Source organism: Paenibacillus sp. J22R67, from assembly GCF_059692175.1.
Genome location: NZ_JCAUAX010000008.1, coordinates 219,685 through 239,056, shown reverse-complemented (window position 1 = coordinate 239,056; position 19,372 = coordinate 219,685). Strand labels below are relative to the sequence as shown.

General features: G+C 46.1%; 10 protein-coding genes. 9 read left to right on the top strand and 1 reads right to left on the bottom strand.

Features of this window, described 5'->3' with window-relative positions:
• Positions 1 to 22 precede the first annotated feature (22 nt).
• From AC58VC_RS26835 to AC58VC_RS26825, 3 genes are all read left to right on the top strand, one after another.
• Positions 23 to 616 carry a TlpA family protein disulfide reductase gene (locus tag AC58VC_RS26835; protein WP_497373113.1) on the top strand — a complete coding sequence of 198 codons (594 nt, stop codon included), beginning with the start codon at positions 23 to 25 and terminating at the stop codon, positions 614 to 616.
• A gap of 117 nt (positions 617 to 733) precedes the next feature.
• Complete coding sequence (locus tag AC58VC_RS26830) at positions 734 to 5,074, top strand: 3-keto-alpha-glucoside-1,2-lyase-like domain-containing protein (RefSeq protein ID WP_497373111.1); 4,341 nt, start codon at positions 734 to 736, stop codon at positions 5,072 to 5,074.
• Between the two features lie 418 nt (positions 5,075 to 5,492).
• Positions 5,493 to 11,174, top strand: a complete 5,682-nt coding sequence (locus AC58VC_RS26825; protein ID WP_497373109.1) for a family 43 glycosylhydrolase — start codon at positions 5,493 to 5,495, stop codon at positions 11,172 to 11,174.
• 168 nt (positions 11,175 to 11,342) lie between these two features.
• Here the strand turns inward: AC58VC_RS26825 and AC58VC_RS26820 are convergent, their stop codons facing one another.
• Complete coding sequence (locus AC58VC_RS26820; protein ID WP_497373107.1) at positions 11,343 to 11,552, bottom strand: hypothetical protein; 210 nt, start codon at positions 11,550 to 11,552, stop codon at positions 11,343 to 11,345.
• Between the two features lie 105 nt (positions 11,553 to 11,657).
• Here AC58VC_RS26820 and AC58VC_RS26815 point away from each other — a divergent pair, with 105 nt between their 5' ends.
• The 6 genes from AC58VC_RS26815 to AC58VC_RS26790 all read left to right on the top strand — a co-directional run bounded on the left by AC58VC_RS26815 (position 11,658) and on the right by AC58VC_RS26790 (position 19,372).
• On the top strand, positions 11,658 to 12,689 hold the full coding sequence (locus tag AC58VC_RS26815) for an ABC transporter substrate-binding protein (protein WP_497373105.1): 1,032 nt from the start codon (positions 11,658 to 11,660) through the stop codon (positions 12,687 to 12,689).
• A gap of 85 nt (positions 12,690 to 12,774) precedes the next feature.
• Positions 12,775 to 14,310, top strand: a complete 1,536-nt coding sequence (locus AC58VC_RS26810) for a sugar ABC transporter ATP-binding protein (protein ID WP_497373103.1) — start codon at positions 12,775 to 12,777, stop codon at positions 14,308 to 14,310.
• Positions 14,282 to 15,322 (top strand): ABC transporter permease, encoded by a 1,041-nt coding sequence (locus AC58VC_RS26805; RefSeq protein WP_497373101.1) that lies wholly within the window; start codon positions 14,282 to 14,284, stop codon positions 15,320 to 15,322. The genes AC58VC_RS26810 and AC58VC_RS26805 overlap by 29 nt, the downstream gene beginning before the upstream one ends.
• Complete coding sequence (yjfF, locus tag AC58VC_RS26800; protein ID WP_497373099.1) at positions 15,306 to 16,334, top strand: galactofuranose ABC transporter, permease protein YjfF; 1,029 nt, start codon at positions 15,306 to 15,308, stop codon at positions 16,332 to 16,334. The genes AC58VC_RS26805 and yjfF overlap by 17 nt, the downstream gene beginning before the upstream one ends.
• Before the next feature lie 37 nt (positions 16,335 to 16,371).
• A complete protein-coding gene (locus tag AC58VC_RS26795; RefSeq protein ID WP_497373097.1) occupies positions 16,372 to 18,156 on the top strand; it encodes a sensor histidine kinase in 1,785 nt (594 codons plus the stop codon).
• Positions 18,157 to 18,166: 10 nt separating this feature from the next.
• On the top strand, positions 18,167 to 19,372 hold the full coding sequence (locus AC58VC_RS26790) for a response regulator transcription factor (RefSeq protein WP_497373095.1): 1,206 nt from the start codon (positions 18,167 to 18,169) through the stop codon (positions 19,370 to 19,372).

The window sequence follows — 19,372 nt, the reverse complement described above, 5'->3', positions numbered from 1 at the left end:
CAACGTTCAGGGAGAGGTTCACATGAAGAAGATGATCAGTGTGCTAGTTGGCATTATATTGCTAAGCTGCCTGCCATTTTACCTGCATCTCGCAAACAAGAGCACGGAACCTAGTCCAGGCGGAGATGGGCAACGATTGGATGTCCACAAGCTGGAGAGCATCGTAAATTTGGCAAGCTCGGGGGAGAAACCAGGAACGGGTGATGTTGAGGCGCCTTCTTTTACATTAAAAGCACTCGACGGATCGTATCATACGATCGGGGGTAAACGGGAGAAGCCGGTTGTCATTCATTTCTGGGCCAGCTGGTGTGAAGCCTGCTCGGTTGAAGTAGCTACACTGCGTAAACTGTATGGGCAGTATAAAAATCAGGTTGATTTTCTTGGCATTAACGTGTTCACCGAAGAAAAACCGGAAAATATCGAGAAATTCGTCAAACAGAACAATCTCAAGTATCCAATCCTACTGGATGAGCACAAACATGCCGCTGATCTGTATCAGCTTCATGCGCTGCCGACTGTTTTTCTAATCGATAAAAATGGCTTTGTGTTGGACACGTTTCATATGGTAGATCCGCTAGAACTGGAAGAAAAGATTAAACATCTTGCGGAGCCTTAAACGCTTTCTACTATTTAGAAAGGAGGAGACAGCTTGACGGCTGACGACCTACATAACAAAAGTGGCTGATGTGAGCATGAGGTAAGGTTTGATTTATTTTAGGAAAAGAGGTGTCCTGTGTTTAAAGGAAAAACGGTAATCGTCCAACTACTTATTTTTGCTTTATATATGACCATGTTATCTCCCTATCCGGTACAAGCAGCGGAAGCGGAGAAAATACCGGGTTATTTTGCAGATCATTTTGATAAAATGAAGATTAATGATACATGGAATGCCATTGAAGGCCCATGGTCCATTGATGCTGGCCGACTGTCAGTAGCGAAAGGACAAGGTTATAAGGCGATTTCTAACAAGGATGACATGAACGACTTTACGATAGAGTCTGACATTCGTGTGGCTGATCGTAACGGTGACGCTGGCCTGTTATTCCGAACCGTGAGTGCAACACCAGGCGCTGATAATGTGCGAGGGTATTATGCAGGGCTTAGCGCAACTGGAACTGGGGCCGTCATGCTCGGACGTATGAGCAACAATTGGACGGAATTAAAGCGTTCGGCAGTAACGATTAATCCGAATACGGATTATCATCTGAAAGTTTCTGCTGTAGGCAGTCAAATCAATGTATATGTCAATGATGTGTTAGTTTTGCAGCAAACGGATAGTACGTACACGCAAGGTAGTGTTGGCGTACGGATGTACAATTCGATCCCTTCGTACGATAATATAGTGGTGAAATCCGTGGGAGGTGATACGTTGTTATCAGATAACTTCAATACACCGGCAGAACAAACGATTGAACACTGGAATCTGGTGGATGGAAGCTGGAAATTGCAATCCGGAGCCATAACGGTTAATAAAGGTGACGGTTACAAAATGCTTGCTCAAGACGCCGAATTCCAGGATATGACGATGGAAAGCGATATTAAACTGCCGAGTGACACAGGTACAGGAGATGCAGGACTTCTCTTTAAAACACAAAGCGCAACACCTGGGGCCGATAATGTGCAGGGCTACTATGCCGGTTTAAGCGGTGATGGCAAGGTTACCCTTGGACGAATGAACAATAACTGGACCCCTCTGAAGCAAGTAAAAGTATTCGACACCATCGATCCGAATCGTTACTATCACATGAAGGTCATCACTTATCAGAATGATATTAAAGTGTATGTCAACGATTCACAGAAGCCAGTCCTCGTCTATACGGACGACAGCCCGCAGAAATATACCAAAGGCGGAATTGGTTTGAGAAGTTACCGTGCACAGCCGAGCTTCGATAATGTAATCGCAAGCGAATATGTGGTGCCGGACAAAGAATTCACCTCACCTGTAGCGAATAAAGATCCGCTGGTGCAAACACCTTTTATCCCGCTGCCGCTAGGTTCAGTTGAGGCCAAAGGCTGGCTGCTGAAGCAGCTTGAACTTCAGCGTGACGGGGCAACCGGATATGCCGAGGATTTATACGGAGAACTTAGTACCAACGCTGCTTGGCTGGGCGGCACAGCGCCAGACTCGGACTGGGAACGTCCAGTCTATTATTTGAAGGGGTTAGTCCCTTTAGCTTACACATTGAAAGATCAGAATTTAATTGCAAAATCCCAGAAATGGATTGAAGCTATCTTGGCGAGCCAGCAAGCGGACGGTTCTTTTGGCCCCAAAAGCAGCGATGACTGGTGGCCTCGCATGGTCGCGCTTTATGTCATGAAGGACTACTACGAAGCTACGAATGATGCTCGTGTGCTTACGTTCATGACCAACTATTTCCATTATCAAGCCGCACAATTACCAGCACGACCACTCAGAGATTGGGGCAAAGTGCGTGTCGGCGACAACATTGATACGGTACTTTGGTTATACAACCGGACAGATGACGCATTCTTGTTACAATTGGCAGATACACTTGCTGAACAAGGTTATCCGATTATAGATACGTTTACAAATGATGGTTTCCAGAATTTCGGCAATGACTTCCAACCGACCCATTCTGTCAACGTGAATGAAGCGATTAAGATGCCGGCTGTTTATTATCAAAGATCACACGACAACGTGGATCGTGATGCGTTCCAAGCGGGCGTTACGAATTTGAACAAGCACACACAAATTACGGGAATGCCTTCCGGGACAGAGATGCTGGCTGGTATCGCATCAACGCAGGGAGTAGAGCTCTGCGCGATTACTGAGCGGATGCAAAGTAATGAAGAGGCGGCTATGATTCTTGGAGATCCGCACATTGGTGATGCGCTTGAGAAAATTGCCTTCAATTCATTGCCTGGGGCAATGGATAAGGACTTGAAGCTTCATCAGTATTATTCATTGCCTAATCAGGTGGAGAGCAATATAGCGGATCATGGTTTCAAACAAAACTATGATAACGGGATGATGCCATCACCTACTTCCGGCTTCCCTTGCTGTCGTTTTAATATGCATATGGGTTGGCCGTATTTTGTGAAAAATATGTGGGCAGCTACGAATGATGGCGGACTTGGCGTCATTGCTTATGGCCCAAGCCGCGTATCGACCAAAATTAAGAACGCTAATGTAACGGTAGAAGAAACAACGAATTATCCGTTTGAAGATCAAATTGGGTTTGAGGTAAACACTTCAGAATCCGTAAGTTTTCCACTCAAATTAAGAATCCCGGCATGGGCGGATCAACCGACGGTTACGGTGAATGGTCAAGTTCAACCAGCTGTGAAAGCTGGAGAATACCTAACGATCGACAGAACATGGGCGACAGGTGATCATGTCGTTCTAACGGTGCCTATGAAGCTGAAAACTTCGACGTGGGTGAACAATTCTGTCGGGATTGAACGCGGTCCACTCGTGTTCTCTCTCCAAGTGGAGGAAGATTGGCAAGTACAATCGAATCCAATTGCGGCAGCGCCAGGATTTAATGCCGCAGCGCTTGGGTTCAGCCAGTTCCGTGTGCTTTCCAAAACACCATGGAACTACGGGCTATTGATTGACCGTGAACATCCGGAAGAATCCATTGAGGTTGTGCAGGGACCTATGCCTGAGAACCCGTTCATCCAGGCGACAAGTCCAGTCAAGCTGATTGCCAAAGCGAAGAAAATTCCTGCATGGGGCAAGTCAGCCAATAATGTAGAAGCATCCGAACCGCCAACTGGGCCGTTGCTTTCGGCCGAGCCAACGGAGAACATTACGCTGGTTCCATTCGGAGCGGAGAACTTGCGAGTCAGTTATTTCCCGGAAGTGACCGAGAACCCGGATGCCGTAGCATCCATCAAATATGAGGCTGAACATGCCGAGCTGTTCAAAGCGAAAGTGAATACAAACAACAATTATGCTTCCGGTAAAAGCTATGTGGGTGAAATTGACTACGCGGATAGTTATGTGAAGTTTGGTGATATTCAAGTTGCTGCAGCCGGCACCTATAATGTTGATATATGGTTTGCCAATGGAAGTGATTTTACGGCTGCGACAGGTAAAATACTAGTAAACGGCAAAGAACAGTCACTCAAGCTCCAAGGCACTCAAAATTGGGGAAGGTTCATGGCGATCCCCGTGGAAGTCGAATTGAACGAGGGCTCCAACGTGATCACGTTCATGAAAGGCACCGGTTTCTACGAGCTGGACTATATTGTCGTTAGACCGCTGCAAGCCGCTGTGACAGAACCAACGACTCCAGCTTCTGCGACTTTGACGGGTCCTGCCGAAGTTCAGGCGACTGAATCGTTTGATGTTGAACTAGGATTCACAAGCGTTACTGAGCGTGTGTACGCTGAGGATTTGAACTTTACCTACGACCCTAATTTAGTGGAATATGTAGGTGTGGATGAATTGAAGGAAGGATTTAAGGTTGTAGATCAATTGCAAACGCCTGGTCACATTCGCATCATTATGGTCAATTTGGGAGCAGATAATATCAATGATCACTTGCTGAAGCTGAAATGGAAGGCACAATCCATTGCACAACCGAGCCGCACAAACATCACTTTGACGAAAGCTGTTATAGCTGATGCGTCAGGGGTAGAAACACAACTCGAAAGTGTTGCTCACAGCTTGCAAATCGCTACCGTCGTTGACAAAGCGGCCTTGAACAATTTGATTGCTCAGGCACAAGATAAGCATCAAACCGCAACGGAAGGCACAAGCCCAGGCCAGTACCCTGTTGGCTCGAAAGCTGATTTCTGGTCAGCGATTAGTCAAGCGAAAGCAGTGGCTGATCATGCTTCATCGACACAAGGTGAAGTTGAGCAAGCAATCTTGGCATTGCGCGAGGCATTAAACAAATTCTTAGAGGCTGTCATACCTGCTAGCCCTGGAGATACGAATGGCGACGGCAAATATTCCATCGCGGATCTAGGCATTTTAGCTGCAGCCTATGGGAAGTCTTCTGCAGATGCTGACTGGGAGAAGTATAAACAACTAGATTTGTATGACGATAATAAAATTGACATTAAAGATTTAGCTATCATGGCGCAAAAAATTCTGCAATAGACGTACGATGGGGCGTTCTGGACGGATCGCAAGGTGGATCTGTCCAGAACGTCTTTTTATTTGTAATAACTTGAAGCCTTCTGGAACTGTGGGCCGCTATTTTCCTGAAAAGTCACATTTTCTACGTGTAAGGGAACAGCGTTCCGCTATTTTGCCGATTTCACCTGAAAAAGGCGCTCTGGAGGACAAATAAGACCCTGTAGTTCCGCTCAGAGAGGAAACAGCTCTTTTTTTTCTAAATAAAGGACTCTAGTTCCCTCGGGTAAAGCCTTAGCCAGATTTCTGCTAGATTCTTAGGATTCTTGTCTGAAAAGTATAAAGGAATGCCAAATAATCTAAATACAAAAAGTGCTTTGTCCTTCATGATTAAGATAACCACAGCTTGGTTACATAGGTGATTTAAGGGGGAGGATTTCGTTTGAACAGAGTATTTGCTTTTCAAAACAAACAGATTCGACAAGTATGGGCGTATATGCTGCTCTTGTGTATGGCCGTTTCGTATCTGCCTGTTGCTTCGGTTTCGGCGGCGGCAGCAGGAGATCCATTGCCTGTATTTAGAGAGGATTTTAACGATGGCAATGCAGATGGCTGGACAACTTATGGGTCAGCGGATGCGGGGAATAGAGGCACTTGGACTGTCAACGCAGCTAAGCAGTATAAATCGACTGGCGCACCGGGTTTAAAGACGGTAGTGGGAAGCACAAGCTTTAAAAATTTGGTCTATGAAGCGGATCTCCAAGTTGCAGGGAGCAATGATGATCAATCGGGGCTTTTGTTCCGGGTCACAACGCCAACGGGTAACGTGCCGGATGGCTACAATGGCTACTTCGCTGCTTTGCGTGTTGACAAGACTATTATGCTTTCCAGAGTAACTGGGGCAGGCGGCAATGAATATAAGGAATTACAGAAAGTACCGTATCCTTATTCGAGCGGTCATATGAAAGTTGTCGCGGTAGGTAATCACATTCAAATCTTTGTTGAGGATATGCATACACCGAAGATTGACTTTATCGATAACGACGGTAAGCAGATTACGTCTTCCGGTTCGATTGGTCTTAGAACTTGGTGGGGCGGAGCAATCTTCGATAATCTTGAAGCAAAAGAGTATAGTGCTATAGCGACGGCTGCACCTGAATTCAGTGTAACGTCTGGAGTTTATGACAGTGCGCAGCACGTTACAATCACTTCGGCGACAGAAGGAGCGACGATTCGGTACACGCTTGATGGTACGCTGCCGAATACTACTTCACCTGTCTATACGTCACCTATCGGGGTAACATCCGACACGATCCTTAAAGCCTATGCTGAAAAAGCTGGGGAAATGGTTTCGGATGTGGTTACGTCCTCGTATATCATCGCAGAGAGCGAGCAAGTGTTCACGGATGATTTTAACGATGGTGCTGCGGATGGCTGGACGAATTATATGGGAGCGGCAGCTGGCACTCCGACGTCTTGGTCGGTAACACAAGGTGTCTACAGCTACTTGGCTGTGAATCCAAGAGGTGCGAAGTCCGTCGTAGATGCGGTTTATCAAGATTTTGTGTTTGAAGTAGATGTAAACCCGCAGGATGCGGTCGCTAATAATAGCGGAGTCATTTTCCGAGCAACGGCGCCTGCTGATGGGGTAGATAAAGTAAATGCGTACTACGTAGGTATGAACGCTGCCGGGAAGCTTGAAGTCGGCAAAATGAGTACAGCAGGTGCATCTGGCACTTGGACGGCAATCGCTTCAACGGTTGTGAGCGGTGTCAACCCGAATGCTTATAACCATCTGAAAGTGATCGGGATCGGGACACATTTTTACATTTATGTGAATGACAAGCTTGCTTACGATTTTACAGACGCAACGTATACATCAGGTACTGTTGGGCTGAGAGCATGGAACGACGATAAAGCGGTTACCTATGACAATGTCTCTTTGAAGCGGTTGGCGACTGTTGTGCTGCCAGTTGCAGCGCCGGTCATTAGTCCAGCATCGGGCACTTTTCCCAATACACAAATCGTCACGTTGACGAGCTCGACAACAGGTGCTGATATACACTTCACTTTGGATGGCAGTTTGCCTACAGCTGCATCACCTATCTACAGTGGACCTATTACTTTGACGGATACAACGACGGTGAAAGCTTACGCTGCCAAAAGCGGTATGCTCGATTCAGCGGTGCAAAGCGCTACGTTTACGTTAGTCAGCCGTACTTTCTCGGATGATTTTGACGATGATAATGCCAGCGGCTGGAAGACTTACCAAGGCACGTGGAATGTATCCGGCAAGGCCTATCAAGTAACGGATAAAGGCCCTGGGTACAAATCCGTAGCGGATGGCACTTCGTTCAGCAATTTTGAATACGAAGCTGACATAACCATGAAAGACGGCGTGAATAACGATAATGCCGGTTTAATCTTCCGCGTTACAGATCCTAGTAATGGCGGAGATAATTTAAAGGGCTATTTTGCAGGAATCACCTCTAATGGACACATTCAATTGGGCAAATTCAACAACAACTGGAAAGAACTTGCCTCCATTCTGTACCCGATCCAGCAAAATAGAGCCTATCATATGAAGGTGACGGCAGTAGGCAGCCATATCGATATTTATATCGATGGTGAGCATATCGTTAGTGCGGTAGATACCTCCTACACGACGGGTGCTATCGGTGTCAGAGCGCACTATGTTGCAACCAGCTATGACAATCTGTTTGTCAAAGACTTGGGCGAGGTTCAACAGCCGACCTATGATTGGTCTTGGGTAAAAGGTGCGGTTTTCGTGCCAACAAATGTTGTGAATCAGATTCAGCAATGGAATGAGTATGACCATGATATCAACGATCGTGAATTAGGATATGCGGAAATGTATGGCATCAATTTTGTGCGGGTATTCGTGCATAACTTGTTGTGGAAAGATAACAGCGCCAAGCTGCTTGCTAATCTGGAGGATTTCCTGGCCCTTGCCGACAAACACGGCATCAAGGTTGAGCTTGCCTTTTTCGACGATTGCTGGGATGACTTTCCGGTCATGGGACCTCAACCGGCACCTAGATACGGCGCGCATAACAGTCGTTGGGTGGAAGGCCCGGGTGATGCTGTGAAAGCCGACTATGCGGCTAATAAACAAGATTTGAAAGCCTACGTGCAAGGCATCGTGACTGCCCATAAGAACGATCCGAGAATCTCCTTCTGGAACATTTATAATGAACCAAGTAATGGCGAGAGCGGCCTCATGGATCAAATGACGAAGCAGATTATGAACGATGCGCGGATTTGGATCAAAGAAATCGATACGGCACACCCGGTGTCTTCAACAGCCGGCCAATTTAGTGGTGAAGCTACTTCAGACTTCATTACTTGGCATCCTTATGAGGCGGATTATCCAACGCCTTACGGAATTAGTAAAGGAATTCTTGCGGATGAAGCGATGAACAGATCGACACAAACCGTCCCTGGCATTGTGGAACACTATGGCAATAAAGGCATTGGCTACGTCATGTGGGAGTTCGGTATCGGCCGAGATAACACACGTTTCCCTTGGGGGTCGGACACGAATCCAATGACATCAGAGCCGGCTATGCCTTTCCATGGGATAGCTTATCCAGATGGGCATCCTTGGGATGTGAACGATATTAAGGCTTTGACAGGCGCTGCTTACGATACGCTGCCTGTATTCAACGTAAACTATTTCAAAGATGATCAATTCGCATCGTTAGCCAAATCCTCCATCACGCCAAAAATTGATTTTGACCTTGGAGATGAGAAGGGTACAGGAGCCTCCGATCCAACCGTCGGTATCGGCGAAGACCATTTCTCCACACGATGGATGGGGACTGTGCAGCCTGCGAATACAGGAGCGCATACGATCTACGTGGATAGCGACAACATCGCTAGAGTGTGGATTGGCGAGACACTGGTCGTTAATAAAACAAGCGGTACAAGAGAAGAAAAAAGCGGAACAATTTCATTAACAGCTGGACAACAATACCCTGTTAAAGTTGAGTATGTGCATGCAACTGGTGATGCAAGTTTGCATGTTAAATGGTCTCATGCCAATTTAAGCAAACAAGCCTTAACGCCTGTTTATTCAGGGAAAAGCGTGCAGTCTGTTACTTTGGATGCGGCAACGTTAACTGTCAAGGTGGACGAAACGAAAAAACTGACGGCTACGATCGCGCCTGAAGACGCTTCTAGTCAGCAGCTAACGTGGAGTTCCAGCCATACAGGTACCGCAAGAGTTGATAGCAACGGATACGTGAAAGGGATTAACAAAGGAACAGCGACCATTACGGTTACGGCAGCGGGAGGCGTGAAAGCTTCTGCCGTAGTAACGGTTTCGGATAGCGGTACATTCAAAAATCCGATCGTACCTGTTTCAAGCGGTGCGGGTTCAGCAGATCCGAGCGTTATATTTAAGGATGGCTACTACTATTATGTGAAATCCGAGAATGACGGTTTAATTCAAGTGGCGCAAGCCAAACGCCTTCAGGATATCGGGATCGCGCCTCGCGTAACGGTCTATACACCGCCTACTGGACAAATGTATTCGAAGGAATTATGGGCGCCTGAAATTCAGTATTTGAATGGCAAATGGTACATCTATTTCGCTGCGGATGATGGCAACAATAATAACCACCGTATGTATGTAATCGAAAGTGATACGCAAGACGCGCAAGGGACTTATACGTTGAAAGGAAAGATTGCAGATGCCACAGATAAATGGGCTATTGACGGCACGGTCTTAACGAAAAGCGATAATTCGATGTACTTCGTGTGGTCTGGTTGGGAAGGCGACACCAATGTAAGTCAAAATTTATATATCGCTCCAATGAGCAATCCTTGGACGATTAGCGGGCCTAGAGTGCTGGTGTCCACACCTGATCAAGCTTGGGAGCTGATAGGGGCGCCGCCTAGCATTAATGAAGGTCCGGAAATCTTGATGAAAGATGATAAAATCTTCATCGTCTATTCAGCAAGCGGCAGCTGGACGGATGATTATACGTTAGGCATGTTGACGAATACGGATGGTGATGTGCTGAATCCTGCTTCTTGGACGAAGTCCGGTCCCGTGTTCAGCAAAGCTCCGGGGGCATTTGGTCCGGGACATAACAGCTTTACGAAGTCCCCGGATGGTTCGGAGAATTGGATCGTTTACCATGCTGATCTTAAGTCGGGCGGAAGCTGGGGGAATCGCACCGTTCGTGCGCAAAAATTCACTTGGAACCAGGATGGCACGCCAAACTTTGGTACACCAGTCGCTTATGGCGCATTGGTCCAAGAGCCGTCTGGCACACCGTCTATCTCCATGTACAGCTACGAGGCGGAGGATGCTGATCTTGGCGGAAACGCGAGAATCAACAATTCAGATGACGCATCTGGCGGCAAAGTGGTCGGTTATGTGGACACGGCAGGCAGCGACTATATCTTATTCAACGTCAACGTAGAAGAAGCGGGAACTTATGCTATGACGGTCATTGCCTCTAACGGAACGGGAGGCACGGTCATTTCCCAGCACGATGTTATTGTCAACAATGGAGCTAATCAAGTTATTGACTACAAACAATTCGGGTGGGGACGTTACAATCCGTCTTTCCTATCAGTAACGTTGAATCAGGGCATAAATACGATTAAGTTGACCAAAAAGACGAACTTTGCAGAGGTTGATAGGCTTATTCTCGAGCTTAAGGAGCCAGCCAATCCAACGGGGCACAAGGCGGCTCTATTGGCAGCTATCGCTTCGGCTCAAACGAAACATGATCAAGCCGTTGAAGCTGAGCAAGATGGCTTCTATGCGCCGGGAGCCAAAGCGGCGCTGCAAGCAGCCATCGATCAAGCAGCGCTTGTTGCAGGCAATAGCGTCTCAACGGAGGAGCAGTTGATTGCTGCGATTGACAGGCTGGCAGAGGCGGTTACTGCCTTTGAAGCGAAGAAGATCAATGCTGATCTTAACACCGGAGGCTTTAGCGTGGGCGATTTAGCGATCGTTGCGGCAGCCTATGGCAAGAAGCAAGGCGACGCGGATTGGGACGCTGCAGGGAAGCGAGCAGACATCAACAAGGATAACAAAGTAGATATTACAGATCTTGTCATTGTTGCGAGAGCGATCATGCAATAAGCAAAACTGTCCGGCCATTCATTTGGCCGGACTTTTTGTTTGGCGTGGGAGGGACGCCTAGCGCTCGCTTTCGCCCCAATTCCCACTTTGAGTTCGCGGGAGGGGAACTGTGGTCCGCTAATTGGCCAAAATACAGCTAATTGATTCAGCAGGGGGAACTACAGTCCGCTATCTCGCCATTTTTGGTTGAAGTGCCGGCTCCATCAAGCGAATAGGGCCCTGTGGTTCCCCTCCAGCGCCAAATCCGCCTATTTTAGCCAGAATAACGCCCTGTAGTTCCCCTGGATCTGGTGTTTCGGTATGGCCCATTGTTCCTCCCGCTCCAACCGCTAACTCCCGATGCTGCATGGCAACTCGAACCTTTTTAGCGATTTCCATCCAGTATGACGGAATAAAGCAAAAAATGACTTTTGCGTGTAAAGACCTTTACTACGTTAAATATTACACTAAGGTTGTAAATAATTATTTTGAGGAGGAACACAAATGGTACAAAGAAAAAGAATCATGGGGGCACTTGTAACAGCAACGGTAATTATGTCTCTGGTCGCAGGCTGCGGGGCTAAAACATCTGAAACGACAACAGCTTCAACAGCGCCTCAAGCTACGAAGGCAGCAGAAGCAGCAAAAGCAGGAGATGGTAAAATTACGGTTGGTTTCTCCCAAATCGGAGCCGAGAGCGGCTGGCGCGGTGCGGAAACGCAATCCATTCAAGACACAGCAAAAGCTGATCCAACAATCGATTTGAAGTTCTCTGATGCGCAGCAAAAGCAAGAGAACCAAATTAAAGCCATTCGCTCTTTTATCGCCCAAAAGGTTGATGTAATCGCTATGGCTCCTGTCGTAGAAACAGGCTGGGAAGCTGTTCTGAAAGAAGCGAAGGATGCCAAAATTCCAGTTATCCTCGTTGACCGTGGCATCGACAAAAAGAACGAAGATCTATATACAAGCTTCATTGGATCTGACTTTATCGTAGAAGGACAAAATGCGGCAAAAGCAATGGCTCAGCACCTTGGCGACAAAGGAAATATCGTTGAGCTGGAAGGAACAGTTGGTGCGAGCGCAGCAACCGATCGTAAAAAAGGCTTTGACGACGAAATGAAAAATCACCCGAACATTAAAATCGTGAAATCGCAAAGCGGTGATTTCAACCGTGCAACAGGTAAACAAGTGATGGAAGCGATCTTGAAATCCCCAGAAGGTAAAGATATTCAAGGCGTATACGCTCATAACGACGATATGGCACTTGGAGCGATTCAAGCGATTGAAGAGGCTGGTAAAAAACCAGGTACAGACGTGAAAATCGTCTCCATTGACGGTATCAAAGAAGCTTTCGAAGCAGTTAAAGCAGGCAAGCTGAATACGGTTGTTGAGTGTAACCCGCTTCTCGGACCTCAATTGTTCCAAGCAGCTAAAGATCTGAAAGCAGGAAAACAGGTTCCAAAATGGATTAAATCCAATGAAGATGTATTCTCAGGTCAAAAAGCGATTGACGCTCTGCCAAACCGTAAGTACTAAGATAAATAGAGATTTAAACGAAATCAAGAGTCAATCGGAGCTCTTGATTTCGTTCATCCAAGAATTAATAAAGGAGTGGAGAGGAATGCAACAGCAACCTGTATTAACGATGACTGGCGTTAGTAAATTTTTCCCTGGTGTCAAAGCTTTAACGAATGTGGATTTTCAGCTTAAAAGAGGAGAAATTCATGCTTTGATGGGACAGAATGGCGCAGGGAAATCCACCTTGATTAAAGTTTTGACAGGTGTACATGAGATGGACCAAGGCATCGTCACCTTGAATGGTCAGGAAGTGCACATCAAATCGCCAAAAGATGCGCAGGCATTAGGAATCAGTACGGTCTACCAGGAAGTGAATCTATGTCCGAATTTATCTGTTTCGGAGAATTTATTCATCGGCCGTCAACCACGAAAGCGCGGAGGAAGCATCGATTGGAACGCCTTGAACAGTAAGGCAGAGGAGCTTCTGGAGCGATTGAGCATCCAGCTCGACGTAACCAAGCCGCTATCTGAGTTTTCCGTAGCCATCCAACAGATGGTTGCGATTGCACGGGCCGTAGATATTTCATCTGGGCTGCTCATTTTGGATGAGCCGACTTCCAGTCTTGATCAGCAGGAAGTCAAGGAGCTTTTCCGAATTATGAGGAAACTGAAGGACGAAGGTATGGCGATCGTATTCGTTACACACTTCATGGATCAAGTCTATGAGGTATCAGATCGCATTACCGTACTGAGAAATGGTGAGCTAGTAGGCGAGTATTTAACCGAAGAATTGCCAAGAATTAACCTGATTTCTAAGATGATCGGCCGTGAATGGAATGACGAAGAGCAGCAAAGCAAGATTGTCGGAATGAAAAAAGGCGAGGTGTGGGTGTCAGCCAAACAATTAGGACGTCGAGGTTCCATGGAGCCATTCGATATAACGGTTCGCAAAGGAGAGGTTTTAGGACTTGCCGGTTTGCTCGGATCAGGGCGTACGGAAATCGCTAAGTTGATTTTTGGCATCGATAAGGCGGATGAAGGTGCAATGACGATCGATAATGATAAGATTCGCACCATGTTTCCAAAGAAAGCGATTGAATATGGTCTAGCGTTCTGTCCGGAAGAGCGTAAGGTCGAAGGCATCATAGGGGAATTGACGGTTCGGGAAAATATTGTGCTCGCGCTGCAAGCCAAACGCGGAATCCTGCATAATTTATCTCTTCGCAAGCAGCAAGAAATAGCTGAGTATTACATGAAGCTGCTGAGTATTAAGGCTTCGAGCATGGAGCAAAGAATTGATCAGCTCAGCGGTGGGAATCAGCAGAAGGCAATTTTGGCGAGGTGGTTAGCGACAGAACCGAAGCTCCTCATCTTAGATGAGCCGACTCGCGGTATTGACGTAGGCTCCAAAGCGGAAATTCGCAAATTAATTTTATCGCTTGCTGCGGAAGGAATGACTATTTTGATGATCACATCGGAATGGGAAGAGATGGTTGGCTGCTGTGACCGCATTCTGGTATTGCGGGATCGCCAAATCATTGGTGAGCTCAACGGGAACGAAATCGGTGAACAACGAATTATGCAGATGATTGCAGAGGGAGGGTATAAAAATGACACCGCTAAAGAGCATGTTTCATAATGCGATCCGCTCCAAATTGTTTTGGCCCTCATTAGGGATCGCTATTATCTTGCTATTTAATGCCCTATTTACCCCAGGGTTTTTCAATATTCGGATACAAGACGGTCATTTATTTGGAAGTTTAATTGATATTTTAAACCGGGGGACACCGATCCTCATCATTGCGCTGGGGATGACGCTTGTTATTGCCAAAGAAGGGATCGATATCTCGGTAGGTTCCGTGCTGGCGATAGCCGCTTCCCTGGCGGCATTTCTCTTACAGAAGCATGTTCCGTTCGCTTTAGCCTTATTGGCAGGCCTCGGAATCGGCGTTCTGTGTGGGTACTGGAATGGGTTGCTGGTAGCTAAGTTGAAAATACAACCAATGATCGCCACACTGATCTTGTTAACCGTAGGGCGAGGGATCGCCCAGCTAATCTCCGGGGGAAAAATCATTACCATTTCCGATAAAGCTTATCGCTTTGTAGGAGGCGGCTATCTGCTTGGTTTGCCTTTCGCCGTCATTCTGGCCGTCATTGTTTTCGTTATTTTGCATATTGTCACTCGGAAAACGGCGTTTGGATTATTCCTGGAATCCGTTGGTTCTAACCGCGTTTCCAGTGAGTTCGCGGGCATTAATTCCACTCGCATTATGATGTCTGTTTATATTATTTGTGGGTTTTGCGCAGCCCTTGCAGGTATTATTGTAAGCTCGAACATTACAGGCGCAGATTCCAACAATGCCGGTTTATGGTTCGAACTCGACGCGATCCTAGCCGTTGTTATCGGCGGTACCTCGATGCGTGGCGGACGTTTCTACTTAGGCGGTACCGTGTTAGGTGCTCTATTCATCCAAACCCTAACGACGACCATTTACACGTTAGGCGTGCCATCGGAATCTGTCATGGTTGTCAAAGCAGTCGTTATCATTCTTGTCAGCCTAGTCCAATCGGACGTATTAAGAGACATGTTCAGTCGTACGTTTAGCAGAAAAACGGGAAAGAAGGTGCTTGTTCATGAAAATGCCGCTTAAAATTACATCCTCAAACATCACCATTCTTGCCACGATTCTCTTGTTTATCTCATTGTATGGAACAGGCTCCGCGATGTTTGACAGCTTTTTCTCCATGCAAGTATTTTTAAATTTGTTTGTTGATAATGCGTTTCTTATTATTGTTGCGACTGGACTCGCTTTTGTTATTGTGACAGGGGGTATCGACCTTTCGGTTGCTTCATTGATTGCTTTGGTCAGTGTGCTATCCGCCGTCATGCTAAGAGCCGGTATTCATCCATTCGTTGTCATGCCAAGTGTGCTTCTGCTCGGTACTATTTTCGGATTATTGCAAGGTTATCTGATTTGCCGGTTCCATATTCATCCTTGGATTGTCACCCTCGGCGGTATGTTCTTGGCACGTGGTACGTGCTTTCTAATTAGTCCCGAGAGTATCGTGATTGATAATCCCATATACAGCGCTATATCCAATTTCAGAATTCCGCTGCCAGGGGATGGAACGATATCGATCGGGGTCGTCATCGCGCTAGTCACCGTCGCTGCAGCTGTGTACATTTCACGATATACGGCATTTGGCAGAAATGTTTATGCCATTGGCGGGAATGAGAAGTCTGCGGAATTAATGGGTCTTCCTGTGTACGTAACCAAATTGGCGGTTTATACGCTTAGCGGGTTTTGCTCGGCATTAAGCGGAATCGTGTTTACCTTCTACATGCTGTCCGGCTATGGCCTTCACTTGATGGGAGGCGAGATGGACGCAATTGCGGCCTGTGTCATCGGCGGCATCCTGCTTACAGGCGGATTTGGTTATTTCGTAGGTCCAATGCTCGGTGTATTAAGTGCTGGCGTTATTCAAACCATGATTATGTTTCAAGGGTCTTTAAGCTCCTGGTGGACTAAAATCGTCATTGGCTTCCTCTTATTTGCCTTCATCGCCTTGCAGCGAGCTATCGTGTCAAGAAGAGAAAGAAAGCGGAATCCGCACACGCCCAAAAAATCGAAAAGTACCGTCCAAAACGTAGTCCAGTTGTGATATTATAAGAACCATATCAATTAAGAGGAGGATCGCAGTGAGGGCATATCTTCGTTGGTGGCATGACCGCAGCATTCGTTTTAAGCTTAACTGCATCTTTCTCTTAATTATTCTTATCTCGATTCTTACACTGAGCTTTTGGGGCATTCGAACCTATAGCAGCTACTCCGAGAATCAAGCAGATCAAAGCACGCTTCAAATGATTCATCAAGTAGAAAGTAATGTGGATTATTACATAGATCATCTTAAGGATGTTCAACACTACATAAGCCAGGATCCAGAAGTCGCGAAGTTCATGCAAATGAAGGGGCAAGAACCTTCCAAAGATGAGGTTGCACGGATCGATAAAACGTTGTCCATGTACACAGAGCGCAACAAAGAAATCATGGGTATTATGTTAGTTAATAAAAGTGGTATATTTACATCGCATGATATGTTTCGAATTACACGCGATTCATTGGTCGAGGAAACCTGGTTTCAGGATGCGCTTAAAGCACCTAGTGAAACGATGATTATTAGTAATCCGATAGGACGTAACGTTTCTACGTCTCAGAATTACAGTTCTTACGATGTATTATCGCTCGTACACGCAGTTGTAGATCCCCAAACGGAAGAAGTGCTGGGGGTTGTTCTTATGGATTTAAGAATGGATATGATTAAATCCATCTTCGAAAATGTGAAACTCGGCAAATCCGGATTTATGTACATATTGGATCATAAGGGCAATATTGTGTATGCGCCAACCAATGATATCGTGTATCGCATCCAAGGCAAGTGGCTGCCGGACGGTTCACAAGGAAGTCTAACGCAGCAGATTAAAGGGCACGATTATCGCATTTTATTTAATGATTCCGCAACGAATAAGTGGAGATTCATTGGGGTTATTCCTAATGATGACTACCAACGAGTCATCACAGATATTCAGTTGTATACACTCATCGTTACATTCATAACGATTGTTTTAGCATCTCTGTTGTCCGCTTATTTCACTGGCACATTGATTCGTCCCATCCGCAAGCTGATGAGTTTGATGAGTCATGTGAGGAATGGTGAGCTCAATCAGCGTTTCGTCTCCGAAACCAAAGATGAGATTGGGCAGCTCGGCAATAGCTTTAATCATATGCTCGAAGAAATTAATAATTTAATTAATGTGGTCTACATGGAGCAGAAAAAAAAGCGGGAAGCTGAGCTGCAAGTCCTTCAGGCCCAGATCAAACCGCATTTCCTATATAACACGCTGGATACCATTCAGTGGATGGCGCAAGAATATGAAGCCGACGATATTATTGAAGTGATCGGGGCGCTTACGAATCTATTCCGAATTGGTTTGAATCGCGGAAACGAGTGGATTCCAGTACGGGATGAAGTTAAACACGCAGAGAGCTATATGATTATTCAAATGTCCCGCTATATGGATAAATTAGATTTTAAATTCGATATTCCGGAACATTTGTACAGCTATCATGTACTTAAACTTATTCTGCAGCCTTTAATTGAGAACGCCATTTATCACGGCATTAAGGCAAGAACAGGCAAGGGGAAAATTAGCATTTGTGCTGAGCTGGAGTCAGATCTGATTTGTTTTCGAATCACAGATGATGGGGCTGGCATTCCGCCGGAGAAGCTGGAGGAAATCAATCAGATATTACGTGGCAAGAAAACGCGCGAGGATGAGTACGGAATTGGCTTGTTCAATGTAAACGAGCGTATCCAGCTGACTTATGGTACCGCTTACGGAATTCAGATTTACAGCATTCTTGGCGAAGGAACAACCGTCGAGATCAAACATCCAATGGTGCAAGTAGTGAAAAAGACAGGATGAGGTGACGAATATGTGGAAACTTATGATTGCAGACGATGAACCACGCATTCGAAACGGTTTATGTAAAACGCTTCCATGGGCTGATATGGGCATTGAGGTCGTTGCTGAAGCCGAAAATGGCAAAGAAGCGTTAGAAATCGCGGCTTCGGCTTGTCCTGATCTGATGTTTGTCGATATCAACATGCCATTTATGAACGGCCTTGAATTAATTGAAAAATTACATGACCAGAATCCGAATTGCTTGGTCATCGTCATTTCAGGTCATGATGAATTTTCTTACGCTCAGCAAGCGGTCAGGCTCAATGCCTTCGATTATTTGCTAAAGCCTGTGCAAAAAATGGAGCTAAGCTCAGCCGTAAACAAAGCGCTCGAGGTGCTCATGAAAGATAGAGTTGAGCAAAAGCATACGCAGTGGATGAACAATAAATTGGAGTTCAATGCGGAAACGATGCGGGAAGAGTTTTTTAGCAAATGGATCACTGGGAAGCTCACGAAGGAACAGTTTGAGGAAGAATGGCTGTTTTTTCAGCCGCAGTTTCACGGGAAAATCAGCATGCTGCTTCTGAAACCGCTAGGCAAAGTGACAGCGAATGCCCCTAACAAGATTTGGGACCCGTCGTTGCTTGAGTTTGCCATCAAAAATATTTTAAGTGAAATGCTTCCGCAACTGCCAATTTCCACGGTTTTCAGCGCTGAAAAGGGCCGAATTGCAGCGCTTACACAAATTTCTGATCTTACCGGCATACGTGCTGTCTATCAGGAGTTTGAACGGGTTGTCATGACTTATTTGGGAGTCAGCATGCTGCTTACGCATTCGGTTGTTGAACAGCTTGAACAAGTTCCAAGACATTATGAAGAGATGAATCAGGAACTGATGCGTGAAAGCGCTTTGACCCCCATTGTTATGATGACGAAGAAATATTTGGAAACCTACTATTATAAAGAAGATTTATCCTTGTCCGAAGTAGCGGAACAGATGAATGTCAATGCCACCTATTTGAGTAAATTGTTAAAAAGAGACTTGGGCAAATCATTTGTAGATTGCCTTACCGACATTCGGATCAAAAAAGCCATTCAGTACCTGAATGATCCGACTTCCAAAATGTATGAAATTGCAAAGAAAGTCGGCTACCAATCGCAGCACTATTTCAGTCATACATTCAAAAAAATGACAGGCGTATCGCCACTGGAATATAGAAAGCGTGGAGACTACTAG